Genomic DNA, 25,711 nt, shown 5'->3' with positions numbered 1-25,711 from the left:
CTCCGCTACCCTCGGCGGGTGCGGTTGGTCATTGCGAAGTGCTCGGTGGACTATGTCGGACGGCTCTCGGCCCACCTGCCCCCGGCGACCCGGTTGCTCATGGTGAAGGCGGACGGGTCGGTGTCGATCCACGCCGACGACCGGGCCTACAAGCCGTTGAACTGGATGAGCCCGCCGTGCCGGCTGGAGGAGGCGCCGGGCGTCTGGCGGGTGGTGAACAAGGCCGGCGAGGAGCTGCGTATCACCCTGGAGGAGATCTTCCAGGACACCTCGTACGAGCTGGGCGTGGATCCGGGCCTGCGCAAGGACGGCGTCGAGGCGCACCTGCAGGAGCTGCTGGCCGCGAACCCGGCGACGCTGGGGGAGGGCTTCACGCTGGTCCGGCGCGAGTACATGACCGCGATCGGGCCGGTCGACCTGCTCTGCCGGGACGCGACCGGCGGCGCGGTGGCGGTCGAGGTGAAGCGGCGCGGCGAAATCGACGGCGTGGAGCAGCTCACCCGCTACCTGGAGCTGATGAACCGCGACCCGCTGCTCGCGCCGGTCGCCGGCGTGTTCGCCGCCCAGGAGATCAAGCCGCAGGCGCGGGTGCTCGCCACCGACCGGGGCATCCGCTGCGTGGTGGTCGACTACGACAAGCTGCGCGGCATCGAGCGTGACGAGCTGACGCTGTTCTGAGGCGCGGCCTCAGCGGCCCCGGCCGTACATCAGCTTGGCGATCTTGACGATGCGGGCGATGTCGGCCGGGGTGCGCTCGAACGTCATCGCCGGCAGCAGCGACCGGGCCCGGCGGCGGGTGACCGACTTGGGCTGGCCGAACTCGCGCAGCCCCTCCTCGCCGTGGATGCGGCCGATGCCGGACTCGCCGGTGCCGCCGAACGGCAGCGTCGACATGCCGGCGAAGGTCAGCGCCGAGTTGACCGAGGCCATCCCGGAGCGCAGCCGCCGCGCCACCGCCACCGCCCGCTTCCGGCCGAAGACCGAACCCCCGAGCCCGTACGGCAGCGCGTTGGCCCGCTCGACCGCCTCGTCCACGTCGCGGACGCGGTTGACCACGAGCGTCGGGCCGAACGTCTCCTCCCGTACGGCGGCCGAGTCCTCCGGCACGTCGACGAGCACCGTCGGGTGCACGTACGGCGGCTGGACCGCCTCCGGACCGCCGAGCACCGCCCGGCCGCCCCGGCTGAGCGCGTCGTCGATGTGCCGCCGGATGATGTCGATCTGCGACGGCATGGTGATCGGGCCGAGGTCGCTCCCGTCGGCGCCCACGGTGAGCCGCCCGGCCTTCGCCACCACCTTCTCCACGAAGGCGTCGAAGACCTGGTCGACCGCGTAGACCCGTTCGATGCCGATGCAGGTCTGGCCGGCGTTCGTCATCCCGCCCCACACGCACGCCTCCGCCGCGGCGTCCAGGTCGGCGTCGCTGTCCACGATCATCGCGTCCTTGCCGCCGGCCTCCAGCAGCACCGGCGTGAGCGTCTCCGCGCAGGCGGCCATCACCCGCTTCGCGGTGGCGGTCGAGCCGGTGAAGGCGACCTTGCCGACCCCGGAGCGGCACAGCGCCGCGCCGACCGCGCCGAAGCCGTGCACCACCTGGAACACCGGCTGCTCCGGCACCACCTCGGCGAACCTGTCGACCAGCCACTGACCGGCCGCAGGGGTGTACTCGCTCGGCTTGAACACCACGGCGTTGCCGGCCGCGAGCGCGTACGCGGCGGAGCCGATCGGGGTGAAGACCGGGTAGTTCCACGGGCCGATCACACCGATCACGCCGAACGGCTGGTATTCCAGGTGACCGGTGAACTCGGCGAGGACCAGGCGGGAGCGGACCCGGCGCGGCCCGAGCACCCGCTGGGCGTTGCGGGCCGCCCAGTCGATGTGCTCCAGCGCGGTGAGGATCTCCACCACGGCGTCACCGACCGGCTTGCCGCCCTCGGTGTGCATCAGGTCGGCCAGTTCCTCGATCCGCCGGGCGAGCACGCCGCGCCAGCGCTGGAGGCGGTCGCGCCGCCCGGCGAAGCCGAGCGCGGCCCACCAGTCGCCGGCCGCCCGGGCACGGTCGACGGCGGCGCGCACGTCCGCCTCGGTGGCCAGCGGGAAACTGCCTGCCTCGGCGCCGGTGGCCGGGTTGGTCGACACCAGCCGGCCCTCGGAGATGAGCGGGGCGCCCGGCACATGCACAGCGGTCATGGCCGAAGTCTAGACCTGAGAATTACTCGCCGGTAGGTGCGGAACGCGCCGTACGCTGCGCGGACGATCAGTCGGCGCATCGACGGAGGTGCCGTCCGAAACGGCGAACGGGAGATGACCGCCCGGGGTCGCGGGGGTAACCGCGCGGTGGTGTGAGCCACTACGGTGAGGTGGCAGGCTGACGCCACGGGGCGATGTGGGGTGGAGGACTGTCCATGGAGGAGCATCCTGAGCTGATGCCGTTGCTGACGGTGTCCGGCGGGGCGATGCGCGGGCTCACGTTCCGGGTCGGCCAGGACGCGCAGGTGATCGGGCGGGCGCCGACCGCCGACATCGTGCTCGCCGACCCGCATCTGAGCCGGCGGCACGCGAGCGTCCGGGCCACCCCGGAGGGCGTGCTGCTCACCGACCTCGGCTCGACGAACGGCACCTGGCTCAACGACACCCGGGTCACCGGCAGCGTGGCGATCTCCGACGGTGACGTGGTCCGGCTGGGCCGCACCGACCTGCGCCTCTACGACCCGGGTGTGGCCCGGACCGACCCGGTCGGGATGAGCTTCGGCGCGATGCGCCGCGACCAGCGTCCCACCCTGCCGTTGCCCGTCCCCGGGCCGCGCCAGCCGATCGAGGCGCGCGAGGCGCAGCCGGCCGACGTCGGCTGACGCCGACGGCCGAGCGCCGGGGAGCCGGCGCCCACCTTCGGTAGGCCCGCTGTGTCGGCAGGCCACATGGACCGGGCCGGCCGTCCGTGCCAGCATGCGCGGATGCGCAGCGCACGGCTCACCGTCCAGGCCAACGGCATCACCCAGGCGGTCCGCGTGGCCGGCCCACCGGACGGCGTGCCGGTGCTGCTGGTGCACGGCAACGTCTCCTCCTCCGCCTTCTGGGAACCGCTGCTGGCCCGGCTGCCGGAGACGCTGCGGGCGGTCGCCCCCGACCTGCGCGGCTACGGCGAGACCGACACCGCGCCGGTCGACGCCACCCGAGGGCTCGACGACTTCGCCGACGACGTGGCCGCGCTGCTGGACGCCCCGGAGCTGTTCCGGCCCGGCGCCCGGCCGGTGGTGGCCGGGCACTCGCTGGGCGGCGGCGTGACGATGCGGCTGCTCGTCGACCGCCCCGAACGGATCGCCGGGCTGTTGCTGGAGGCGCCGGTGTCCCCGTACGGCTTCGGCGGCACCCGGGACCTCGACGGCACCCCCGCCACGCCCGACTTCGCCGGCACCGGCGCCGGAGGCGCGAACCCGGACTTCGTGGCCCGGCTCGCCGCCGGTGACCGGAGCGCGGACGGCCCGACCAGCCCGCGCGCGGTGCTGCGCGCCGCGTACGTGGCCGACCCGGCCTCGCTCGGCGACGACGAGGACCTGCTGGTGGAGAGCATGCTGACCACCGCCACCGGGGACGACAACTACCCCGGCACGGCTGTCGCCTCGCCGCACTGGCCGGGGACCGCCGCCGGGCCGCGCGGCGTGCTCAACGCGCTCGCCCCGGCCCACTTCCGGCTCGCCGACGAGCTGGCCGCCGCGCCGGTCAAGCCGCCGGTGACCTGGGTACGCGGCGACGCCGACGTGATCGTCTCGGACACCTCGCTGTTCGACCTGGCGTACCTCGGTCAGCTCGGCATGGTGCCCGGCTGGCCGGGCGAGCGGGAGTGCCCGCCGCAGCCGATGGTGGGGCAGACCCGCGCGGTGCTGGACCGGTACGCGGCGGCCGGCGGGACGTACCGGGAGGTGGTGCTGCCGGGCTGCGGGCACAGCCCGCACCTGGAACGGCCGGCGGAGTTCGTCGCCGAACTGCTGGCGCTGGCCGGGCAGAACGCCACCGGGTGAGGCGCGGTGCGTGAAATATCCCACCGCGTCTCGACAACACAGCGTCACGTGGCAGACTCCGGCGCATAACCTTAGCGGCCGTTCATGTCGCGGACGGCGGAGTCGAGCCAGGGGAGGCCGGTCGTGGCGCGGGAGTTCACCAGGGTGGGCGTGGTGGGTCTGGGCACCATGGGTGCCGGCATCGTGGAGGTGTTCGCCCGCAACGGCATCGACGTGACAGCCGTCGAGATCTCCGACGGGGCGCTGGAGCGCGGCCGGGCCACGCTCACCGCCTCCACCGACCGGGCGGTGGCCAAGGGCAAGCTCGCCGAGGCCGAGCGGGACGCGCTGCTGGCGCGGGTCGACTTCCGGGTCGGGCTGGACGCGCTGCACGACGTGGACCTGGTGATCGAGGCGGTGCCCGAGCACCTCGACCTCAAGCAGCGGATCTTCGCTGAGCTGGACCGGGTCTGCAAGCCCGAGGCGATCCTGGCCACGAACACGTCCTCGCTGAGCGTCACCGAGATCTCCGTCGCCACCACCCGGCCCAACCAGGTCATCGGCATCCACTTCTTCAACCCGGCGCCGGTGATGAAGCTGGTCGAGGTGGTCCGTACGGTCGTCACCTCGGCCGACGTGGTCGCCGACGTGGAGGCGCTCTGCGAGCGGCTCGGCAAGGTCGACGTGACGATCAGCGACCGGGCCGGCTTCATCGCCAACGCGCTGCTGTTCGGCTACCTGAACCACGCGGTCGGCATGTTCGAGGCCCGCTACGCCACCCGCGAGGACATCGACGCCGCCATGAAGCTCGGCTGCGGCCTGCCGATGGGCCCGCTGGCGCTGATGGACCTGATCGGCCTGGACACCGCGTACGAGATCCTCGACACCATGTACCGGCGCGGCGGCCGGGACCGCCGGCACGCCCCGGCCCCGCTGCTCAAGCAGATGGTCACCGCCGGGCTGCTGGGCCGCAAGTCCGGTCGCGGCTTCTACACCTACGAGCGGCCGGGCTCGCCGAAGGTCGTACCCGACGAGTTCACGCCGCTCGCCGCGGAGGCCGCGATCGCCGACGGCGCCCGCGCCACCGCGAAGGTCGGCGTGGTCGGTTCCGGCACCATGGCCACCGGCATCATCGAGGTGTTCGCGAAGGCCGGGTACGAGGTCATCTCGGTGACCCGGGGCGCGGAGAAGTCCGCCAAGGTCTGCGAGGCGGTCAAGACCTCGCTGAACAAGGGCGTGGTGCGGGGCAAGCTCAGCGAGACCGACCGGGACGACGCGCTCGGCCGGATCACCTGGTCCGCGACGCTGGAGCACCTGGCCGACGTCGACCTGGTGGTCGAGGCCGTGATCGAGGAGCTGAGCGTCAAGAAGGCGCTGTTCGCCAGCCTGGACGAGATCTGCAAGCCCGGTGTCGTGCTCGCCACCACCACCTCGTCGCTGCCGGTGATCGACGTGGCGATGGCGACCCAGCGCCCGGCCGACGTGATCGGCCTGCACTTCTTCAACCCGGCGCCGATCATGCCGCTGGTGGAGATCGTGCAGACCATCCGCACCTCCGCCGAGACGTCGGCCACCGCCCGCGCGGTCTGCGCGAAGCTCGGCAAGACCGGTGTGGTCTGCGGCGACAGGTCCGGCTTCATCGTCAACGCGCTGCTGTTCCCGTACCTGAACGACGCGGTGAAGATGCTGGAGGCCAGCTACTCGACCGCCGACGACATCGACTACGCGATGAAGCTCGGCTGCGGCTACCCGATGGGCCCGTTCGAGCTGCTCGACGTGGTCGGCCTGGACGTCTCGCTGGCCATTCAGCAGGAGCTGTACCTGGAGCTGCGCGAGCCCGGCTTCGCCCCGGCGCCGCTGCTGGAGCACCTGGTCACGGCCGGCTACCTGGGCCGCAAGAGCGGGCGCGGGTTCCGCGACCACACCCGGCGCTGACCGCTGTCAACAGCCGGGCCCGGTGACGGCGTCTTCGAGGTGTGACATTCGAGGAGTACGTCGGCAGCCGCGGCCCGGCTCTGTTGCGTCTGGCCCGGTTGCTGACCGGCGACGCGCACCGCGCCGAGGACCTGACGCAGGACGTGCTGGCGCGGGCGTACGTGCACTGGCGGAAGATCGCCCGCGCCGACCGGCCCGACGTGTACGTGCGGCGGATGCTCGTCAACGCGAACACGTCCTGGTGGCGGCGGCGGTCCAGCCGCGAGCTGGCGGTGGACACGTTCGCCGACCGGCCCGAGCGCGGCGACCTGAGCGGCGAGGCGGCCGACCGGGACGAGATGTGGGGGCTGATCCTCGCCCTCCCGGACCGTCAGCGCGCCGTGCTGGTGCTGCGTTACTACGAGGACCTGGACGACGCCACCATCGCCCAGATCCTCGACTGCTCCCCGGTCACCGTCCGCACCCACGCGATGCGGGCGCTCGCCCACCTCCGGGAGCGCTGCGGCGTCCCGATGACGAAGGGGAGCCGGCCGTGACCGACCTCGACCAGCGGATCGCCTCGGTGCTGCGGGAGCACGCCGAGGGCGAAGTGGACCTCGACCGGCTGACCGCCGGGGCGGTGACGGGTGGCCGCCGTCGGCTACACCGTCGCCGGGCCGTGTTCGGTGGTGGTCTCGCCCTGGTCGCGCTGCTCGGCGGCCTCGCCGTCGTTCCGGGCCTGCCCGGCGTGGACCGGCCGCTCACCGGCCCGGCAGCCCCGGCCGCCCCGGCCGCCGGGGCGGTGCCACCGCTGATGCGGGCCGAGCCGGGAGCGGCGGGCGCGCCGGAGGCCGTCGGCACCGACGCCGGGGTGCTGCACTTCGGCGTCGACCCCACCCGGGCCCGCTACCTGCGTTGGGAGACGTGGCGGAGCGTGGAGAGCATCCGGCTGGACGTCGGCGGCGGGCGGATCGTCACGGTCGAGCTGGCGCGCTCGGCCGAATCGCTACGGCAGTACGCCGCCGATGGGGTGCCCTTCGAGGTCAGCGCGTTCGCCGAGGAGGCGGCGTTCGACGGCCGGACCAGCGGCCTGACCGTCGACGGGCTGCCGATCCGGGTCCGGCAGTGGAAGCCGGTGCCCGGCCTGTACGCGCGGGCGAGCGCGTCGGACCAGCCGGACACGGCGTTGACCGCCGCTGTGGAGGCGTTGCGGCTGACCGAGGCGCGCCGGTGTGGCGCCCCCGTCCGCCCCACGAGCCTGCCGGACGGCGCCCGCGTCGTGGGCTGCCGGGTCGACGCGAGCGGTTTCCCGCGGCTGGTGACCGCCCGGTTCGTCATCACCGGCCCCGTCGACCAGCAGATGGCCGTCTCCTACCGGTACGCGGCCGAGGTGTCGACCTCGACCGCGGGCGCCAACATGGAGATCAACGGGCGGCCCGCCCGCCTCTATCCGGAACAGGGCCGGATCGAGCTGCTGGGTCTGCCGAAGTCGCAGCTGCTCGCCGATTACGGCTGGCCCGAGCAGGGGTTCGACGAGCGCGACGCGGCGCTCGTGCTCGGTGGCGTACAGGTGGCGCCGGACCCGACCCGCCCGGAGACCTGGGACTGAGCGGTCGTCCGCCGGCCGGCTGCCCGACGCGGGCCGGCCCGGTCGGCGGACCGTACGCTTGGTGACCGTGAGCCCTCGTCGCAACCGCCCCCGCCGGGACGACATCGCCGCCGTGGACACCGAGCGTGCCCGCCACGGCGTGCCGACCGTGCAGCAGTGGCGCGACGGCGACTGGCAGGTACGCGGGATCAGCGGCGGCGCATCAGTCAAGACGTACCGTTGTCCCGGCTGTGAGCAGGAGATCCGCCCCGGCGTGGCGCACCTGGTGGCCTGGCCGGCCGACGACCGGGGCGACCTGACCGACCGCCGGCACTGGCACTCCGGCTGCTGGCGGGCCCGGGACCGGCGTGGGCCGAACCTCCAGCGCGGCCGGGGCGCTCCGCGCTACGGCTGAGCGATCTGGATCACCAGGTTCCCGTCCCGGTGGGCGGCGGGGCCGCCGACGCGGGAGACTGGCAGGCGTGAGCACTCCGATTCGCGCGTCGTCGATCCTGCCCGGCCGCCGGGAGGACATCGAGCTGCACACCGCCGATGGGCTGACGCTCGTCGGCGAGCTGGCCCGGCCACTGGACCGCGAACCGGCCGCCACGCTGGTCTGCCTGCATCCGCTGCCCACCCACGGCGGGATGATGGACAGCCACGTGTTCCGCAAGGCGGCCTGGCGGCTGCCCGCGCTGGCCGGCCTGGCCGTGCTCCGGTTCAACACCCGGGGCACCACCAGCGTCCGCGGCACCAGCGAGGGCGCGTTCGACGGCGCGGTCGGTGAGAAGTTCGACGTGGCCGCCGCGATCGAGTACGCCGAGTTCCACGAGCTGCCGAACATCTGGCTGGTCGGGTGGTCGTTCGGCACCGACCTGGCGCTGAAGTACGGCTGTGACCCGGCGGTGGCGGGCGCGATCCTGCTCTCCCCGCCGCTGCGCTTCTCCGCGCCGGAGGACCTGGCGGTCTGGACCGAGTCCGGCAAGCCGCTGACCGCCCTGGTCCCCGAGTTCGACGACTACCTGCGCCCGGAGGAGGCCCGGCAGCGTTTCGCCGCCGTGCCGCAGGCCGAGGTGGTGGGCGTGGACGGCGCCAAGCACCTCTGGGTCGGCGACGCGGAGAAGGTGCTGGACGAGATCGTCCGGCGCGTCGCCCCCGGCGTGCCGCTGCCGCTGCCGACCACCTGGGACGGCCCGATGGAGACCGGTGACGTCAGCGCGTACGCCGACCGTACGGTCGCCGCGTTCGCCGACACCCCGGTGCCCGGTCCGGCTCAGCGACGCGCCGAGTAACGGGTCAGCGCGCGTCCTGGCGGGGCAGCACCACCTCGCGCAGGATCAACTGCAACGCGGCGACGGTGGGGATCGCGATGAGCGCGCCCACCACGCCCAGCAGCGCCGCCCCGAGCAGCGCGGCGAGCAACGCGGCCACCTCGTTCACCGACACCGCCCGGCGCATGATCTTCGGATAGATCAGGTAGTTCTCGACCTGCTGGTAGAGCACGAAGAACACCAGGCAGGCGATGCCCACCGGCAGGTCCGTGGCGAGCCCGACGAGCGTCACCACCACCGCGCCCAGCGTCGCGCCGATCTGCGGGATCAGGTCGGTCACCGCGACCACCACAGCCAGCGCGAACGGGTACGGCAGGCCGACCACCAACGCGAACACGTACGTGGTCAGCCCGGCCAGCACCGCGATGGCGAGCGCGCCGACCATGTACGCGCCGACCCGGGTCAGGATCTCGTCGCCGATCAGCCGGACCCGCTCCCGGCGCGAGCGCGGCGCCAGCGCGTACCCGAGTTCGCGCAGCTTGTCGAAGTACGCCAGGAAGTAGATCGTCAGCACCAGCACGGTGAGCAGGCGGAAGATCGTCCCGAAGACCAGTTGTGCCCCGCCGAGCACACCGCCGAGCGCCCGCCCGATCGTGTCCGCGTTCGCCGCCGCCTGGACCCGCTCCATCACGTCGTACCGGATCACCAGGTCGTTGACTGTGGGGTTGCGGCGCAGCTCCTCGACATAGCCGGGTAGCTGCTGGACGAACTGGCCGGACTGGGTCACCACCGGCGGCACCAGCGCGAGCAGGCCGGCGACGATCAGCAACAGCAGGGTGAGCGTCACCACCGCCACCGCCAGGCCGCGCGGCAGACCCCACTTGCGCAGCCGGACCACCGCCGGGTGCAGGCCGACCGCGAGGAACAGCGCGATCACCACGAGCACCAGGATGCCGGCGGCATTGCGTATGCCCAGGAACAGCGCGTACGCCAGCAGCACGCCGAGCGCGCCGGTGAAGCCGATCAGGAAGGCGCTGCGCCGCAGCGGCCGCCCCGGCACACCGAAGCGCCCGCTCGGCTCGAACTCACCCGGCTCGACGTCGGCGGGTCGCTCGCTGCTCGTGTCGATGCCGGTTCGCGGGTTTCTCGCGGTGCCCGTGGTGTCGCTCGCGGCGGTGCGCGTGGTCTCGCCCGCGGACTCCACCGGGCCGGCGGTGTGCACGTCCGGGGTCTTGTCCTCGTGGGCGGCGGAGCCCTCCTGCGACACCCGTGCCTCCCGGCTCTCCCCACTGCCCGGCGGGCCCCGCCGGTGACGTCCCCGGCCGACGCGCGACCCTCTGCCCGCAGGGTAGTCGCCGCCGCCCCGCCCCGGCCATCCCACCACCGCTGCCCGCAATGCTTGCCGGGTCGGCCGCCGGGCGGCTCGGGGAGGTGGTGCGGTCCGGGCGGGCCGGATGCCGCCGCTTCGGCCGAAGCGGCGGCATCCGAGGCGGTGTGGATCAGTCCTTGTCGACGGTGACGGCGCTGGGCTTGGCGCTGCGCTCGTCGGTGGTCGGCTTGGTGGGGCGTTTGCCGTTCTCGCCGGTGCTGGTGATCTTCGTCGGGGTGGCGCCCCGGCCACCCTCGCCCGGTACGGCGGCGACCGTCGGCTCCCCGTCGACGCCCGCGCCGGCGGGGGAGTCCATGGTGGTCACCGGCTCGCCGACCGGCTTGGCCCTGCCCGCCTCGGCCGGTTCGCCGTCGGCCCGGCCCTCGCCCTTGGCCGGCCCGGCGCCCTTGGGAGCAGCCTTCGTGGCCACCGGCGCACCGCCGCCGACCACGGTGCCGGCCCCAGCCGGGGTGCCGCTGCCCTCCGGCTCGCCGTCGCCGGTCGAGCGGCCGGCGGACGCGGTTGCAGCGAGCTCGTCCGGGTCGACCGGGGTGGCCGCGATCCCTGCCGCGTCGGCGTCGTGCCGCAGGCCTGTGAGCTGCCGTTGCAGGTCGTCGGACTCCTGCCGCGACCTCCAGGTCTCGGTACGCAGGTCGGCCAGCTCCTGCTGGGCCTTGGCGATCTCCAGCATCACCGAGGCGAGCTGCTGCCGCCCGGCGGCCACCTCCTGCTGGGTCGAGGCCAGGTGCTGCTGTGTGGTGGCGAGGTGCTGCTGGGTCGTGGCCGCGTACTCCTCGAACTGGCGGCGTGAGGCCGCGACGTGCTCGTCGGCCTTGCGGCGCTGCGCGGTGGCGTCCGCCTCGGCGCGGCGCAGCAGCTCGGCGGTCTCCAGCTCGGCCTGCTGCCGCATGCTCAGCGCGTCGGCCTCGGCGGCCTGCCGGACGTCGGCGGCGGTGCGCTCGACCTCCTCGCGCCGGGCGGTGTACGCCTGCTCCAGCTCCTCCTGCCGCTTCGCGTGCTCCTTGTCCAGCTCGTCGCGGCGCTTGGCGAACTCCTGCTCGGCGGCGGCCCGGCGCTGGGCCAGCTCCTTCTCCGCGCTGTCCCGCCGCTCGGTGACCTCCTTCTCCACCCCGGCCCGCCACGCGCCCAGTTCCTGCTGGGTCTGAGCGCGGGACTGCTGCACGTACGCCTCGGTCTCGGTGCGCATGCGCTGCACGTACGCTTCGACCTCGGCGCGGTTGCGCTTGCCAGCCTCGGTGGCCTCGGTGGTGAGCCGGCTGGCCTCGGCGCGGGCCCGGCCCCGGGTGGCCTTGGCGGCCTCCTCCGCGTCGTCCACGATCTTCTTGGCCTCGGCCAGCGCCTTGGCGTGCGTGGCCCGGCCGGCCCCGGCGGCGGCGTCGGTGAGCCGCTTGGCCTCCTGCTGGCCCTTGGCGTGCACCTCCTTGGCCGCCTCGCGGAGCTGGTTCGCCTCCTGCTGGGCCTTGGCCAGCACCTCCTTGGCCGCCTCGCGCAGCCGGGCGGCCTCCTGCTGGGCCCGGGAGTGGATCTCCTTGGCGGTGTCGCGGAGCTGGGTGGCCTCCTGCTGGGCCTTCGCCAGCGCGTCCTGGGCGGTGCGGCGCAGCTTCTCGGCCTCGTCCTGGGCGGCCGTACGCAGCTTCACCGACTCGTCCTGCGCGGCCTTGCGCAGCGTCGCCGCCTCGTCCTTGGCGGTCTTGAGCGTGGCCTCGGCCTCGGCCTTTCGGGCAGCGGTGTGCCGCTCCTCCTCGGCGCGGCGGGCGGCCAGCGCGATCTCGAAGTCCTTGAGCGCCTGGGCGGCCTGCTCCCGCGCCTCCTCGACGATGTGCTCGGCGGCGGCGCGGCGGGCCTCGATCTCCTCGTTGGCGGCGCTCAGGATCTCGTCGGCCTGCTCCTCCGCCATCGTGAGGATCTGCTCGACGCGGGGGCCCAGGTGCCGGAACGAGGCCCGGTCCACCACCCCCACCTGCTTGCGTACCTGGGCCAGGTCGCGCTGGAGCACCTCGACCTGGCCGGCCAGCTTGTGGATCTGGGTGTACGCCTGTTCCCGCTCGGTGGTCAACGCCGCGATCTCGTGCTCCGCGCGAGCGACGTAGCGGTCGACCTGCCGTTTCTCGTACCCCCGAAGGGCGGACTCGAAGCTGGGCTCCGTCGTCACGTCCCCGCCGAGCGCGAACAGTTCCTCGCCGTGCGACATGCCCCCATCCTCACACGCAACCGGCTCTGCTGGGGCGATACGGACGCCCCTTCTGGGAGCTACTTCACCCTCCTGGCGAAACGGTCCGCACAAGCATGACGGCGCGGGGTGACACCGGTCACCCGGGTCACCCCGCGCCGTGGCTCATGCCCCCGACAGCGGGTGTTCGATCAGCCGGCCGACTCGGCTGTCACCTTCTGTCCGGAGGCGTCGGCGGCCTTCGGCGTCTCGGTCTTGCCGCCGGCCGGCACGCCCGGCACGATGCCGGCCAGGCCGGAGAGCATCTGCCCGAGCTGCGAGGTGACGGCGTCCTTCTGCCGGGTGAGGTCGTCGACCTCGCGGCGGGCCGCCTGCGTGGTCAGCTCGGCCTCGGTGCGGGCCTCGTTGAGCACCCGCTGCGCCTCGGCGCGCGCCTCGTTGAGCGTCTTGTCGGCGAGCGCCTTGGCCTTGTCCACGGTCTCGTTGGCGGTGCGCTCGGACTCGACACGCCGGGCCTCGGCCCGCTGCTCGATCTCCTTGGCCCGCTCCTGCGCGGCACGGGCCCGCTGCTCGGCCTCGCTCACCAGCTTCTGGGTCTGCGCGACCTGGGTGGCGTGCCGCTCCGACTCCTCGCGCTCGGCCTTCTCGCGCCGCTCGGCGAGCTGGAGCTCCAGGGCCTGGAGGTCCTTGTCGCGCTTGTCGCGCGCGTCGGTGAGCAGCTTGGTCGCCTCGGCCCGCTTCTCCTCGGCCTCGCGGCCGGCCTTGGCCCGCTGCTGGGTGATCTCGCGCTCGGCGGTGGCACGCAGCGTGGCGACCTCGCGCTCGACCGTCGACTTCAGCTCGGCCACCTCGTGCGCGGTGACCGTACGGAGCTGCTTGGTCTCCCGGTCGGCGTCGGCGCGCAGCGTGTCCGCCTCGCGGCGGGCCTGCACGCGGACCTCGGCGGCCTCCCGCTCGGCTGCGGTACGGACGCTGCCGGCCTCGCGCTCGGCGGTGGCCTTCATGGCGGCGGCCTCGGCGCGCGCCTTGTCGGTGATCTCACGCGCCTCGAGGCGGGCGGCGGAGAGAATGCCCTCCGACTCGCGCTTGGCCTCGTTGCGGTGGTCGTTGGCCTGCTCCTCGGCCAGCCGCAGGATCTGCTCGACGCGAGTGCCCAGGCCGGACAGGGTCGGCCGGCTGTTCTCCTCGAGCTGCTTGTTGGTCTCGGTGAGCTTCTGCTCCAGCGCGCTCTGGCGCTGCTCGGCCTGCCGCAGGCGGCGCTGCGCGTCGTTCATCCGCTGTTCGGCCTCGGCGCGGGCCTGCTCGGACTGGCTCAGGGCGGCGGCGAGGCGGCCGATGAAGTCGTCGACCTGGTTGGTGTTGTAGCCACGCAGGCCAACGGTGAAATCGGGCTGTGAGTTCGCGTTATCGAAGAACGCAAGAGGGGAGGACTGCTGCTGGGGCATTGGGACATACTCGCAGACCCCCCAGGGTGGTTCGCAAGAGCGGTCGGCACCTTTCGCGTCCTGTTTACATGGTCAACTCCCACGGCAGGTGAGACCGGACCAACTGGCGATCTTGCCAGCTCCCGGGCGGGTGGGGCGGGTCGGGCGTCCGCGGGGAAGACGGCGCGAAAAGGGCCGCGGGTGGGTACCCGCGGCCCTTTGTGCGTACGCCGGTCGAATGGCGCCCGGATCGGCCGGAAAGGCAATCCGGGGCGACCGTACGGTCAGTGACCGCGGAACCGGTTGATGGCGCTTTCGTGGCGCGAACGCATCTCGGTGTCGCGGACGCCGAGCCCGTCGGCGGGGGCGAGGCACCGGACGCCGACCTTGCCCTGGTGCGCGTTGCGGTGCACCTCGTACGCGGCCTGGCCGGTCTGCTCCAGCGCGTAGGTCTTGGACACGGTCGGGTGCACCTTGCCGAGCGCGACCAGCCGGTTGGCCTGCCACGCCTCGTGGTAGTTGGCGAAGTGGCTGCCGACGATGCGCTTGAGGTGCATCCACAGGTAGCGGTTGTCGTACTGGTGCATGTAGCCGCTGGTCGAGGCGCAGGTGACGATCGTGCCGCCCTTCTTGGCGACGTAGACGCTGGCGCCGAACGTCTCCCGGCCCGGGTGCTCGAAGACGATGTCCGGGTCCTCGCCGCCGGTCAGCTCGCGGATGCGCTCACCGAAGCGACGCCACTCGTCCTGGTCCTGGGTGTGCTCGTCCTTCCAGAACTTGAACCCTTCGGCGGTGCGGTCGATGACCAGCTCGGCGCCCATCTTGCGGCACAGCTCGGCCTTCTCCGGCGAGGAGACCACGCAGACCGGGATCGCGCCGCCGTTGAGGGCCATCTGGGTGGCGTAGCCGCCGAGGCCGCCGGAGGCGCCCCAGATCAGCACGACGTCGCCCTGCTTCATGTTCGCGCCGTGGTGCGAGACGAGCTGCCGGTACGCGGTGGAGTTGACCAGCCCCGGGCTGGCCGCCTCCTCCCAGCTCAGGTGGCGCGGCTTCGGCATCAGCTGGTTGGCCTTGACGATCGCCAGCTCGGCGAGGCCGCCGAAGTTGGTCTCGAAGCCCCAGATCCGCTGCTGCGGGTCGAGCATCGTGTCGTCGTGGCCGGCGGAGTCCTCCAGCTCGACCGACAGGCAGTGCGCGACCACCTCGTCGCCGGCCTTCCACTTGGTCACGCCCGGCCCGGTACGCAGCACCACGCCCGCGGCGTCCGAGCCGACGACGTGGTACGGCAGGTCGTGACGGCGGGTCAGCTCGGAGAGCCGGCCGTAGCGCTGGAGGAACTTGAAGGTGGGCAGCGGCTCGAAGATGCTCGTCCACACCGTGTTGTAGTTGATCGCGCTGGCCATCACCGCGACCAGCGCCTCGCCCGGGCCCAGCTCCGGGACCGGCACCTCCTGCACGTGCAGGGCCTTGCGCGGGTCCTTGTCGCGGGTGGCCATGCCCTCGAACATGCGGGTGTCCTCGGCGCGCACCACCACGCCCCGGTAGCTCTCCGGCACGGGCAGGCCGGCGAGGCCGGCGAGCTCCCGCTCCGGCTGCGACGAACCCTCCGCCGCCATGATCGCTTCGAGGATGTCCTGCACGGTGACCTCCCGTTAATCCGCACCCGCACAACGCGGGCAGGGGTGCTGCCATCGTCGGCGCCGGTGCGACGGGACCGCCATGTCGGCAATCGACACAGTCCGGCACCGGTCGCGCTCCTGTTCGGCGGACGTTACTGAACGGTAGCTAAAGCGGGAAGGTCTCTGTGAAAAACTGCATCCACCGATGCGTGGAGGTGTCCGTGGGAACGCGCAAGCGCGCACACCCGCGCGCGTTCGGATTCCGGGAGGGGGCCGCGGCCGGCCCCCTCCGCGCGTCAGGCGGGCTGGACCAGCTCGATCAGCACGCCGCCGGCGTCCTTCGGGTGCACGAAGTTGACCCGGGAGTTCGAGGTGCCGCGCCGGGGCGCGTCGTAGAGCAGCCGTACGCCGCGCTCGCGCAGCGCCGCGCACGCCACGTCGATGTCCGCCACCGTGTACGCGACCTGCTGGATGCCCGGCCCGCGCTTGTCCAGGAACTTGCCGATCGTGGTGTCCGGGGAGAGCGGGGCGAGCAGTTGCACCATGCCGCCGGAGGCGTCCGGCCCGACCGCGAGCATCGCCTCGCGTACGCCCTGCTCGTCGTTGGTCTCGGTGTGCACGCAGCGCATCCCGAACGTGCGCTGGTAGAAGTCGATCGCGGCGTCCAGGTCGGCCACGGCGACCCCGACGTGGTCGATGCGGCGCAGGCCGATGTCTGTGACAAACTCGGCAGCGGGCTCGACGGGGGAGTTCTCAGCCATGACGCTAGTCTGACCGAACAATCGTTAAGGCGTACAGGTCGGCACCCCCTCGGAGGCAGGCAATGGCTTCGGTGATCGTCAGCGGCGCGCGGACCCCCATGGGGCGCCTGCTGGGCAACCTCAAGGACCTCCCCGCGACCAAGCTCGGTGGCATCGCGATCAAGGCGGCCCTGGAGCGCGCCGGCGTCGCGCCCGAGCAGGTCCAGTACGTGATCATGGGCCAGGTGCTCCAGGCCGGCGCCGGGCAGATCCCGGCCCGGCAGGCGGCCGTCGAGGCCGGCATCCCGATGTCCACCCCGGCGCTGACCATCAACAAGGTCTGCCTCTCCGGGCTGGACGCGATCGCGCTCGCCGACCAGCTCATCCGGGCCGGTGAGTTCGACGTCGTGGTGGCCGGTGGCATGGAGTCCATGACGAACGCCCCGCACCTGCTGCTCGGGCAGCGCTCCGGCTACAAGTACGGCGACGTGACGGTCAAGGACCACATGGCCCTCGACGGCCTCACCGACGCCTGGGACTGCTGCTCGATGGGCGAGTCCACCGAGCGCCACGGCGCGAAGCACGGCATCACCCGCGAGGAGCAGGACGCGTTCTCCGCGGCCAGCCACCAGCGTGCCGCCGCCGCGCAGAAGAACGGCCACTTCGGCGACGAGATCACCCCGGTGGTCATCCCGCAGCGCAAGGGCGACCCGCTGGTGATCAGCGAGGACGAGGGCATCCGCCCGGACACCACCGCCGAGTCGCTGGGCCGGCTGCGACCCGCCTTCACCAAGGACGGCACCATCACCGCCGGCAGCGCCTCGCCGATCTCCGACGGCGCCGCCGCCGTGGTCGTGATGAGCAAGGCCAAGGCCAAGGAGCTGGGTCTGACCTGGCTGGCCGAGATCGGCGCGCACGGCAACGTGGCCGGCCCGGACAACTCCCTGCACTCGCAGCCGTCCAACGCGATCAACCACGCCCTGAAGAAGGGCGGCCTGAGCATCGAGGACCTCGACCTCATCGAGATCAACGAGGCGTTCGCTGCGGTGGGCATCCAGTCCACCCGTGACCTCGGCATCAGCCCCGACAAGGTCAACGTCAACGGCGGCGCGATCGCGCTCGGCCACCCGATCGGCATGTCCGGCGCCCGCCTCGTACTCACGCTCGCGATGGAGCTGAAGCGGCGCGGCGGCGGCACCGGCGCGGCGGCGCTCTGCGGCGGTGGCGGGCAGGGCGACGCGCTGATCATCCACGTGCCGAACGGCGCCGAGAGCTGATTGCTGATACCTGTGAACGATGCACAGAACGCCCCGGCGGCGGCCACCGGCCCGGTGCGCCGCAGCCGGGACGTACCCATGCTGGTGGAACGGGCCCGCGCGGGTGACCCCCGCGCGGTGGCCCGCCTGATCACCCTGGTCGAGTCCGGCGACGAGGTGCTGCCGCAGGTGGCGGCGGCGCTCGCGCCGTACGCCGGGCAGGCCCAGGTGGTCGGCCTGACCGGCTCGCCCGGCGTGGGCAAGTCGACCACCACGAACGAGCTGGTACGGGCGCTGCGGGCGCGCGGGCACCGGGTGGGCGTGCTGGCGATCGACCCGTCCAGCCCGTTCACCGGCGGCGCGATCCTCGGCGACCGGGTCCGGATGCAGGACCACGCGACCGACCCGGGCGTCTACATCCGCTCGATGTCCAGCCGGGGCCACCTGGGCGGGCTCTCCGCGGCCACGCCGCAGGCGGTGCGCGTGCTGGAGGGCGCGGGCTGCGACGTGGTGCTCGTCGAGACGGTCGGCGTCGGGCAGGCCGAGGTGGAGGTGGCCTCGCTGGCCGACACCACGCTCGTGCTGCTCGCGCCGGGCATGGGTGACGCGATCCAGGCGGTCAAGGCCGGCATCCTGGAGATCGCCGACGTGTTCGTGGTCAACAAGGCCGACCGGGACGGCGCGGACGCGACGGTCCGCGACATCCAGGGCATGATCGCGCTCGGCGAGCGCGGTCCGGGGGAGTGGCGCCCGCAGGTGGTGCGGTCGATCGCCGCCCGCGCCGAGGGCATCGACGACATCGCCGCCGCGATCGACAAGCACCGCGACTGGCTGGAGCGCCACGGCGAGCTGCGCCGCCGCCGGGAGGCGCGGGCCGCCGCCGAGATCGAGGCCATCGCGCTGGGCGTGCTGCGTGCCCGGATCGGCTCACTGCGCGACGGTACGCAGCTGCCGACGCTCGCCGCGAAGGTGGCCGAGGGCGCCATCGACCCGTACGCGGCGGCCGACGAGCTGCTGGCCCAGCTCGGTTCCTGAAGGCGCGGCCGCCGGGTTCGGCCGGCCCGCCTCCGGGCTCAGAGTTCCGCGTCGGTGAGCGGGTTGGCGGCTCCGGGCCGGCTGACCGGAGCCGCCAGCATGCCGGCGATGGCGTCGGCGAGGAAGTCGCCGACGTCCAGCCAGCGCGGGTCCTGCCTCTCCTGCTCGGCCCGGGCCTCGACCTCGGCGGTGGCGGTCATGACGATGCGGGCGATCAGCGCCGACCGGCCGGCCACCACTCCCCGGTCGAGGTGCGCCAGGCGCGACGCCAGCGACGCGCGGGCCGGCAGGTCGACGAAGGCCGACTCGAACGCCTCGCGCATCAGCACCCGCAGCGTCGGGTCGTGCAGGGCCTGGGCGAGGAAGCGGGCCCGCCAGCTCGGCCGGGGCAGGCTCGCGAGCACCGCCATGGACGGCTGTACGAGACTGCGCACGTCGCCGAGGACCGAGTCGGGCTGCTCGGGCATCGCCCGGCGGGGTTCGGCGAGGGCGTCCATGTGCCGGGTGACCAGTGCCCGGAGCAGGCCCTCCCGGCCGCCGAAGTAGTAGCGCACCGCCGAGTGGTTGGTGTTGCCGGCCACCTCGGCCACCCGGCGGTCGGAGACCTGGGCGATCCCCTCCTCGGCGAACAGGCGTTCGGCCGCGTCGAGCAGCGCGCCGCGGGCTGCCTCCGACCGTGCCATGACCGCACCCCTCCTCGTGGACCGCGCGACTGTGGCGCAGGCCAAACCTAGTCGTTTCGTGGTCCGGCGCCGGCGTCACCTACACTATGTAAGTCAGTTGACTTACATTCTGGCCCGACGCGGCCGCGAACCCAGTCCGGAGCATGCCTGTGCCGTCCACCACCGACCCGGCGACCGCCGAGCCGAACGCCGCCGACCGCAAGGAACGGATCATCCGCTCGGTCGCCCTCTTCGTCATGCCGTTCCTCATGGTCACGATGATGTTCGCGACCTACGTGGCGACGATGCACTCCCCACACCCCCGGCAGATGCCGGTGGCGGTGGTCGGCAGCGGCGCCCAGGCGCAGGGCGTCGTCGACGCGCTCAACGCCACCCCCGGCGAGCCGGTCGAGGCCCGGCTGGTGACGTCCCGGGACGCCGCGGTCGAGCTGCTGCGGGACCGGGAGATCAGCGGCGCGCTGCAACTCCCGGCCGCCGGGTCGGACCAGGCGACGATCTTCACGGCCTCGGCGGCCGGGGCCTCCGGCGCCGCCACCGCCCAGCAGCTTCTCGCCCCGGTCGCGGTGCAGCAGCAGTGGGCGTCAACGGTCGAGGAGGTCGCGGCGCTGCCCGACGAGGACCGGGCCGGCATCGCCGTGCTGTTCGCCGCGATGGGCATGATGCTCGCCGGGTACGTGCCGCTGAGCCTGCTCCTGATGGCCACCCCCCACCTGCTGCGCCTGCGGCGGTTCGTCCCGCTGGTCGCCGGCTGGTCCGCGCTGACCAGCACGATCGTCTGGCTGATCCTCGGCCCGGTCGTCGGCGCGGTGGACGGCCACTACCTCACGTTCCTCGGCGTCGGCATGCTCGCCACCGCCGCCGTCGGTCTCGCCCAGCTTCTGTTCACCAAGCTGATGGGGCCGCTGGCGGTCCTGCTCGGGATGCTGCTCTTCGTCGTGTTCGGCATGCCCGCGTCGAACCTGGCGCTGCCGGTCCACACGATGCCCGGGTTCTTCCAGTTCCTGCACGGCGTACTGCCCCTGCCGGCGGCCGGCGAGGCGCTGCGGTCGGCGCTCTACTTCGACGGCCGGGGCATCGGCGTCCACCTGCTGACGCTCGCCGCGTGGATCGTCGCCGCCGTGGCGCTCTGCCTGCTCAAGGAGCGCGGTGGGGCACCCATCCCGCAGGCGCCGCAGGTCGACGGCCCGGACACGCCGCTGCCCGCGCTGGCCGGCGGGCCGCCGCGGTCCAAGCGATTCCGGTACGCGACGGTGGCGGCGTTCCCGCTGAGCATCCTTGTCGTCGTGGTGGGCCTGATGAGCTTCTCCATGCACAAGCCGGAGCCCCACGACATCCCGGTCGCGGTGGTCGCCGCCGTCCCGGAGCAGGCCGAGCGGGCCGCCGCCGGGCTGCGGGCGGGCCTGAACGGCGTCGTCGACATCTCCGTGGCCGCGTCGGTGGACGAGGCCCGCGAGCGCATCCTCGCGCGTGACCTGGTCGCCGCGTACGTGCTGCCGTCCACGCCCGGTGGCGAGGCCACGCTGTACTCGTCCTCGGCCGCCGGGTCCAGCCAGCACACCATGGTCCAGACCATGTTCCAGCAGGTCGCGGCCGGGCAGCAGATGCCACTGGCGGCCACCGACGTGTCGCCGCTGAGCGAGACCGACACGATGGGCAGCAACAGCCTGTACGTCGGCATGTCCTGGATCATGTCCGGCTTCCTGATGCTCGCGGTGCTCCGGGGCGGGGCGCCGCACATCCGGCGGCTGCGGCAGTTCCTGCCGATCCTCGGTGGCTGGGCGATCGGTATGTCCGCCTGGCTGTGGTTGCTGTTCGACGTGATCATCGGCGCGGTCAACGGGCACGCCCTGGAGATGATCGGCTTCGGCGCGCTCACCATCTTCGCCGTGTCGCTGGTGACCGCCGTGTTCACCCGTACCTTCGGCCTCGCCGCGATCATCCCGATGATGGTGGTCCTGATGATGGCCGGCGTGCCCGCGTCCGGCGGCGGCCTGTCGGTCTACATGGTGCCGGAGTTCTTCCGGACGCTCCAGGGCGTCCTGCCGCTGCCCGCAGCGGTGGACACGGCCCGGTCGCTCGTCTACTTCGGCGGGGTCGGCGTCGGACGGAACCTGGCCGTCGTGGCGGTCTGGGCGGCGGTCGGCCTGCTGCTCAACCTCGGTGTCGACCGCTGGCTCCGGCGTCGCGAGCAGGCAGCGGGCGGCGCCGGGCCGCACCCGGTGCCGGGCACCTCCGGCGGGCTGGACGGGATCGGCGAGCCGGCGCCGGCCGGGGCACGCTGAACCGGGCGGCCGTCCACTGCGGACCGCCTCCGCCTAGTACGCTCGCACCGCCCACGCCGTCGGCGCGGGGCGGTGCGACGGGTGGGAGAGCATGGCTGACGAGGCGACCCAGGAACTTCAGGTGACGCCGGACGCGGTGGCGGGCGGGACCACGCACGTCTCCGACGAGGTGGTGGAGAAGATCGCGGTGGCCGCCGCCCGAGGGGTGCCCGGCGTGGCCGAGCTGGGCGGTGACGTGGCCCGGTTCTTCAACGCGGTGCTCGACCGGGTCGGGCTCGACCAGGTCGGCGACGCCCGGCGGGGCTGCACTGCCCACGTCACCGACGGCGCGGCCGTGATCAACCTGGTCCTCGTGATCGAGGCGGGCCACCCGGTTCCGCAGGTGACCGACGAGGTGCGGATCGCTGTCGCGTCCGCCGTCGAGGCGTACGGCCTTCGGGTCGACGAGATCAACATCAAGGTCGACGACGTGGCGATGGGTACGCCCACCGCCTGACGCGCGCCGCCCGGCTCAGTCGTGCGCCGGGCGGGTCAGCTCCACCTCGTCGCCCGGCAGCAACTCCACGTCGCCCTCCGGGCCGTGGATCTCGAGCACCGGCACGCCCTCGTCCAGCAGCATGTTCCGGCGCTCGGCGCCGGTAGGCATCCGCGCGACGACCGATCCGCCGGGTGCGAGTTCGACCTGCCTGCGTTGCGGCGTCTCACGGACGACGGTGCCGTGGCCGCGCCTCGTGCTGACCAGGCCCTCCGATCGCAGCAGCGAGATCGCCATGCGAACGGCGTCGCGGCCGATGCCGTATTCCTGCGAGAGGCGTGCCTCGCTGGCGAGGGTCGATCCGGCCGGCATCTCTCCTGACTCGATCCGTTCGCGCAGCAGGTCGGCAAGCTGCACATAGACCGGCGTGTGCGAGCGCGGATCGATGGCCATGTCTTCAGCCTTGTGCCCTCGTGGGTATCTGAGCTTCTGGCCGTATGGCCTTGTGGCCACATGTCATTCAATGTAGTTTCCTTCTCACGGTACGTGTCGCGTATGCGGGAGACGGACCGATCGGTCTGCCCCGGTGCCGTACCGCGAAGTGACGCTGCGGTGGCGGGGCGGGCGGGTCCGCCCGCGCGCGGCGGGCGGGTGGTCCCGCCCTTCCAGTCCCTTCGACCACGAGAGGCAGGCGTTCGTGCGGTGGAACATCCGGTGGCCCGGTCGGCGCGCGCGAGCCGGTCGCGGCACCACCCAGCCGGGCTGCTACCGGGCGGCCAACTACACGCCGTTGCGCCCCTGGCGGGTGCGGGAACGGCGGTTCCGGACGACCCGGCTGGGCCGGTGCGGGCTCGACCCGGCCGAGGTGCACGAGTTCCTCGACCGGGTGGCGCTCGACCTGGCCGACGTCTACCGGGCGCTCGGCGTCAGCCGGGAGGAGGCCGCGCGGGTCCGGGACGCGCTGCGGCGCTGGCAGTCCGAGCAGGCGCAGAAGCGGATGAACGCGGGAGCGTACCGTCGATGAGTCCCCGCGAGCGGTTCGTCATCCACCTGCCGGTCGTCGCCGGTGACCTGGCCGGCGCCGTACGCCTGGCCCGGGTCGTCGCCCGCTGGTCGGGTGTGCTCGCCCAGGCCGACCCGGGCGAGACCACCGTCTCGGCCGAGGACGAGCAGGGCGTACGCCATCGGGTCTTCTGTGATCTGCGGATGGGCGACGGCCGGCGCTGCCTGCTGCGGGCCGACCACGACGGCCCGTGCGCCCGCCGCCTCCTCCGGTGACCCGCCGCCCGGCCTGCGCACTCGTCCTGGCGGGCGGGGGCTGACCACCGGACGGGTCGATGCACCGTACCGTTGTTCCCAGCGGCGCGAGGCCGCCGTGCGTCGGGAGGTTCGCCATGCCGAAGGCTGTCTCGTTCGCTCCAGTGCGAACCGTGAGGGCGTACGAGGGGATCGTCCGGCAGGTCGAGGAGCGGATCGCCGCCGGGGATCTGCGGCCGGGGGACCGCCTGCCGAGCGAGCGCGAGCTGACCACGCAGTTCGACGTCAGCAGGTCCACTGTGCGTGAGGCGCTGCGCGTGCTGGAGAGCAGCGGCCTGATCCGTTCCCGCCCCGGTGACCCGCTCGGGCCGCAGGTGATCGCCTCGACCGCCTCGGCGATGCGCAAGCTGTTCGCCCGGGTCGTGGACAGCCGGCGGCTCGGCGTGGCGGAGCTGCTCCAGTTCCGGATGATCATCGAGTCGGCGGCCGGATCGGTCGCCGCCCGGCTGGCGTCACCGTCCGAGTTGGACGAGCTGGAGGCGGCGCTGGCCGGCATGCGGGACGCGGTGGCCGACGGCTACGAGGCGTTCAGCACGGCGGACGTCCGCTTCCACGAACACGTCGCGCGGCTCTCGGGCAACGAGTTGCTCGTGCTCTGCCTCGACGCGGTCCGGAGCATGGTGCTGGACCTGATCGCCACCAAGCTGGCGCAGGCCCCGGACCCGCAGGCCCTGATGGAGCGCACGCTGGCCCACCACCGGCGGGTCATCGACGCGATGCGGGCGGGTGAGGCCGACGAGGTGGCCCGGTTGACCCGTCAGGAGCTGCACCACTACTACGCCGAGTACGTGCCGGAGGCGCGTCGCTCGATGGTGGACATATTGCTCTGATACCACCTGATGTGGCCTGACCTGGGATTACCCGAGTTGGCCATTGGCTGGGCCAGGTCTTCCCTTCAACTGGTCTGACCAGTAGCCTCCCCCACATCGCTCGTCGTGTACCACGGGGGACCACCAGTTGACCAATGCATCGACCGCCCCTAATCGGGGTGGCGGTCGCACCGCTTCACATGGGAGAAGCTGCATGAAGTCGTCCAGATTCGCCGCACTCGCAGCGGCAGCGCTGGTCTGTCCGGGACTCGTGCTCGTCGCGTCGCCCGCGTCGGCCGATCCCGCCGCCGGCGCCCCGGGTGCCCACAACGCCATCACCGACGTTCCCGGCATCCAGGTCGGTCAGGTCCAGTCCGACACCGCTCCGTACCTGACCGGCACCTCGGTCGTCTACATGCCGCAGATGTCCGTGGCGAGTGTGGACCAGCGTGGTGGCGCCCCCGCCACCAAGGAGACCGACCTGCTCAGCCCGCTCAACTCGAACCCGGGCGTCAACGCGATCCAGCTCGGCGGCAGCAGCATGTACGGGCTGTCGGCCACCAACGGCATCATCCGCTGGCTGGAGGACCGGGGCGAGGGCGTCGGCGTCGGCGCCGGTGGCGTGGCCCCGATCGTGCCGGCCGCGGACATCTTCGACCTCGGCCGCGGCGGTGACCCGAAGGCGCGTACCTCCGCCGAGTGGGGCTACCTCGCGGCACAGGCCACCTCGGACGGTCCGGTCCGCCAGGGCGGCGTCGGCGGCGGCACCGGCGCCCGCGGCGGCGGCCTGCGCGGCGGCGTCGGCACCGCCAGCGTCCACCTCGGCAACGGCATCTACGTCGGCGCGATGGTGATCGTCAACCCGGCGGGTTCGCCGGTCGACCCGGCCGACTGCACCCTGTACGGCGTCAAGTTCGGCATCGGCGACGAGTTCGCCGGGTACAAGGCGCCCAAGAAGAAGGAGTGCAACCCGCCGAGCACCGCCGCTCAGCAGCCGGCCAACACCACGATCGCCGTGGTCGCCACCAACGCTCCGCTGGAGAAGGCCGCCGCGCAGCGCATGTCCGGCAACGCGCACGACGGCATGGCCCGCGCGATCAGCCCGATCCACACCCTGGGCGACGGTGACACCGTGTTCGCCGTCTCCACCGGCAAGGGCGAGGCGCTGCAGATCAACGACCCGGCCGACACCCGTCAGCTGAACGCCATCTTCAACGCCGGCGCCAGCACCCTGGCCCGGGCCATCGCCAAGGCCGTCCTGTCGTCCGAGAGCATCGGCAACACCACCAGCTACTGTGACCGCTACCCCTCGGCCTGCAAGGGCATGAAGCAGCTCAAGCAGTGGCGTACGCAGGGCAACGCCCCGGACGTGACGCCGGAGACCTTCGCTCAGGCCACCCAGGCGCTGGCGCAGACGCCGGTCCCCGCGCCGGCCGGTGCCGACAAGGACAAGGGCAAGCCGAAGGCCGCTCCGGCGAGCAACACGAACGACGCCGCTCAGGAGTCGCAGAACGGCATGGTGCTCGCCTCCGGTGACACAGGCGGCCCCAGCGTCCCGACCGGCGTGACCACGGCTCTGCTGGCCGCGGGCATCCTCGGCATCGGCCTGCTGGGCATGCACCTCCGGGGTCGCCGACGGGCACCCTCCGCCCAGCTGAGCTGACACGCACGCTGTCCCACCCGGTGCCGCAACCGTAGGCGCCTGACGATCGAGGCGGGCTTCGTCCACACGGACGGGGC

Annotated in this window: 24 protein-coding genes; 16 read left to right on the top strand and 8 right to left on the bottom strand. The window is 72.9% G+C overall.

The genetic code is table 11. The features are described 5' to 3' along the window. The first annotated feature begins 18 nt into the window (after positions 1-18). A complete protein-coding gene (gene nucS / locus ACFYO8_RS16725) occupies positions 19-678 on the top strand; it encodes an endonuclease NucS (RefSeq protein WP_354871209.1) in 660 nt (219 codons plus the stop codon). 9 nt (positions 679-687) lie between these two features. Here the strand turns inward: nucS and ACFYO8_RS16720 are convergent, their stop codons facing one another. Then, positions 688-2,190, bottom strand: coding sequence for an aldehyde dehydrogenase family protein (locus tag ACFYO8_RS16720; protein WP_355094105.1), 1,503 nt, complete (start codon positions 2,188-2,190; stop codon positions 688-690). A 215-nt stretch (positions 2,191-2,405) separates the two neighbouring features. On the opposite strand from ACFYO8_RS16720, the gene ACFYO8_RS16715 reads away from it, so the two are divergent. From ACFYO8_RS16715 to ACFYO8_RS16685, 7 genes are all read left to right on the top strand, one after another. Continuing rightward, a complete protein-coding gene (locus ACFYO8_RS16715; RefSeq protein ID WP_354871204.1) occupies positions 2,406-2,852 on the top strand; it encodes an FHA domain-containing protein in 447 nt (148 codons plus the stop codon). A 102-nt stretch (positions 2,853-2,954) separates the two neighbouring features. Further along, positions 2,955-4,019 carry an alpha/beta fold hydrolase gene (locus ACFYO8_RS16710; RefSeq protein WP_387257312.1) on the top strand — a complete coding sequence of 355 codons (1,065 nt, stop codon included), beginning with the start codon at positions 2,955-2,957 and terminating at the stop codon, positions 4,017-4,019. Between the two features lie 123 nt (positions 4,020-4,142). Next, positions 4,143-5,933, top strand: a complete 1,791-nt coding sequence (locus ACFYO8_RS16705; protein WP_354871200.1) for a 3-hydroxybutyryl-CoA dehydrogenase — start codon at positions 4,143-4,145, stop codon at positions 5,931-5,933. A 41-nt stretch (positions 5,934-5,974) separates the two neighbouring features. After that, positions 5,975-6,469: a SigE family RNA polymerase sigma factor gene (locus ACFYO8_RS16700; protein WP_355094110.1), complete on the top strand. Its 495-nt coding sequence runs from the start codon at positions 5,975-5,977 to the stop codon at positions 6,467-6,469. Further along, positions 6,466-7,521, top strand: coding sequence for a hypothetical protein (locus ACFYO8_RS16695; RefSeq protein ID WP_355094112.1), 1,056 nt, complete (start codon positions 6,466-6,468; stop codon positions 7,519-7,521). The genes ACFYO8_RS16700 and ACFYO8_RS16695 overlap by 4 nt, the downstream gene beginning before the upstream one ends. Positions 7,522-7,588: 67 nt before the next feature. Then, positions 7,589-7,915 (top strand): hypothetical protein, encoded by a 327-nt coding sequence (locus tag ACFYO8_RS16690; protein ID WP_354871192.1) that lies wholly within the window; start codon positions 7,589-7,591, stop codon positions 7,913-7,915. Between the two features lie 67 nt (positions 7,916-7,982). Further along, positions 7,983-8,792 (top strand): alpha/beta hydrolase, encoded by an 810-nt coding sequence (locus tag ACFYO8_RS16685; protein WP_354871190.1) that lies wholly within the window; start codon positions 7,983-7,985, stop codon positions 8,790-8,792. A 4-nt stretch (positions 8,793-8,796) separates the two neighbouring features. Here the strand turns inward: ACFYO8_RS16685 and ACFYO8_RS16680 are convergent, their stop codons facing one another. The 5 genes from ACFYO8_RS16680 to mce all read right to left on the bottom strand — a co-directional run bounded on the left by ACFYO8_RS16680 (position 8,797) and on the right by mce (position 16,135). Continuing rightward, entirely contained in the window at positions 8,797-9,900 is a 1,104-nt protein-coding gene (locus tag ACFYO8_RS16680) for an AI-2E family transporter (RefSeq protein ID WP_354871291.1), read from the bottom strand. Between the two features lie 370 nt (positions 9,901-10,270). Further along, positions 10,271-12,352, bottom strand: a complete 2,082-nt coding sequence (locus ACFYO8_RS16675) for a hypothetical protein (RefSeq protein WP_354871187.1) — start codon at positions 12,350-12,352, stop codon at positions 10,271-10,273. Between the two features lie 170 nt (positions 12,353-12,522). After that, entirely contained in the window at positions 12,523-13,776 is a 1,254-nt protein-coding gene (locus ACFYO8_RS16670; RefSeq protein ID WP_354871185.1) for a DivIVA domain-containing protein, read from the bottom strand. A gap of 263 nt (positions 13,777-14,039) precedes the next feature. Further along, positions 14,040-15,395 carry a crotonyl-CoA carboxylase/reductase gene (gene ccrA, locus ACFYO8_RS16665; protein WP_354871182.1) on the bottom strand — a complete coding sequence of 452 codons (1,356 nt, stop codon included), beginning with the start codon at positions 15,393-15,395 and terminating at the stop codon, positions 14,040-14,042. Between the two features lie 275 nt (positions 15,396-15,670). After that, positions 15,671-16,135, bottom strand: a complete 465-nt coding sequence (mce, locus tag ACFYO8_RS16660; protein WP_354871180.1) for a methylmalonyl-CoA epimerase — start codon at positions 16,133-16,135, stop codon at positions 15,671-15,673. Between the two features lie 62 nt (positions 16,136-16,197). Here mce and ACFYO8_RS16655 point away from each other — a divergent pair, with 62 nt between their 5' ends. Together ACFYO8_RS16655 and meaB are read left to right on the top strand one after the other, a co-directional pair. Next, positions 16,198-17,391, top strand: coding sequence for an acetyl-CoA C-acetyltransferase (locus ACFYO8_RS16655; protein ID WP_354871178.1), 1,194 nt, complete (start codon positions 16,198-16,200; stop codon positions 17,389-17,391). Between the two features lie 12 nt (positions 17,392-17,403). Then, complete coding sequence (gene meaB / locus ACFYO8_RS16650; protein WP_387188182.1) at positions 17,404-18,405, top strand: methylmalonyl Co-A mutase-associated GTPase MeaB; 1,002 nt, start codon at positions 17,404-17,406, stop codon at positions 18,403-18,405. A gap of 38 nt (positions 18,406-18,443) precedes the next feature. On the opposite strand, the gene ACFYO8_RS16645 is transcribed toward meaB, so the two are convergent. Then, complete coding sequence (locus ACFYO8_RS16645; protein WP_354871175.1) at positions 18,444-19,088, bottom strand: helix-turn-helix domain-containing protein; 645 nt, start codon at positions 19,086-19,088, stop codon at positions 18,444-18,446. A 143-nt stretch (positions 19,089-19,231) separates the two neighbouring features. Here ACFYO8_RS16645 and ACFYO8_RS16640 point away from each other — a divergent pair, with 143 nt between their 5' ends. Both ACFYO8_RS16640 and ACFYO8_RS16635 read left to right on the top strand, forming a co-directional pair. Beyond that, on the top strand, positions 19,232-21,370 hold the full coding sequence (locus ACFYO8_RS16640; protein WP_354871173.1) for an ABC transporter permease: 2,139 nt from the start codon (positions 19,232-19,234) through the stop codon (positions 21,368-21,370). A 91-nt stretch (positions 21,371-21,461) separates the two neighbouring features. Then, positions 21,462-21,866 (top strand): Asp23/Gls24 family envelope stress response protein, encoded by a 405-nt coding sequence (locus ACFYO8_RS16635; RefSeq protein ID WP_354871170.1) that lies wholly within the window; start codon positions 21,462-21,464, stop codon positions 21,864-21,866. Positions 21,867-21,881: 15 nt separating this feature from the next. Here ACFYO8_RS16635 and ACFYO8_RS16630 read toward each other — a convergent pair whose 3' ends face one another. Beyond that, the gene (locus ACFYO8_RS16630; RefSeq protein WP_262014032.1) at positions 21,882-22,298 is read right to left on the bottom strand and encodes a winged helix-turn-helix domain-containing protein; all 417 of its coding nucleotides are present in this window, start codon (positions 22,296-22,298) and stop codon (positions 21,882-21,884) included. Positions 22,299-22,542: 244 nt separating this feature from the next. On the opposite strand from ACFYO8_RS16630, the gene ACFYO8_RS16625 reads away from it, so the two are divergent. The 4 genes from ACFYO8_RS16625 to ACFYO8_RS16610 all read left to right on the top strand — a co-directional run bounded on the left by ACFYO8_RS16625 (position 22,543) and on the right by ACFYO8_RS16610 (position 25,634). Further along, positions 22,543-22,869 (top strand): DivIVA domain-containing protein, encoded by a 327-nt coding sequence (locus tag ACFYO8_RS16625; RefSeq protein WP_355015043.1) that lies wholly within the window; start codon positions 22,543-22,545, stop codon positions 22,867-22,869. Then, entirely contained in the window at positions 22,866-23,123 is a 258-nt protein-coding gene (locus ACFYO8_RS16620) for a hypothetical protein (protein ID WP_030503872.1), read from the top strand. Before ACFYO8_RS16625 ends, ACFYO8_RS16620 begins: the two co-directional genes overlap by 4 nt. Positions 23,124-23,275: 152 nt before the next feature. Beyond that, the gene (locus tag ACFYO8_RS16615; RefSeq protein WP_354871167.1) at positions 23,276-23,992 is read left to right on the top strand and encodes an FCD domain-containing protein; all 717 of its coding nucleotides are present in this window, start codon (positions 23,276-23,278) and stop codon (positions 23,990-23,992) included. 193 nt (positions 23,993-24,185) lie between these two features. Beyond that, on the top strand, positions 24,186-25,634 hold the full coding sequence (locus ACFYO8_RS16610) for a P1 family peptidase (protein ID WP_354871165.1): 1,449 nt from the start codon (positions 24,186-24,188) through the stop codon (positions 25,632-25,634). Positions 25,635-25,711 lie beyond the last annotated feature (77 nt).

This window comes from Micromonospora sp. NPDC005257, from assembly GCF_042872445.1.
In the GTDB taxonomy this organism is placed as follows: domain Bacteria; phylum Actinomycetota; class Actinomycetes; order Mycobacteriales; family Micromonosporaceae; genus Micromonospora.
This window is presented reverse-complemented; position numbering and strand designations above follow the sequence as displayed.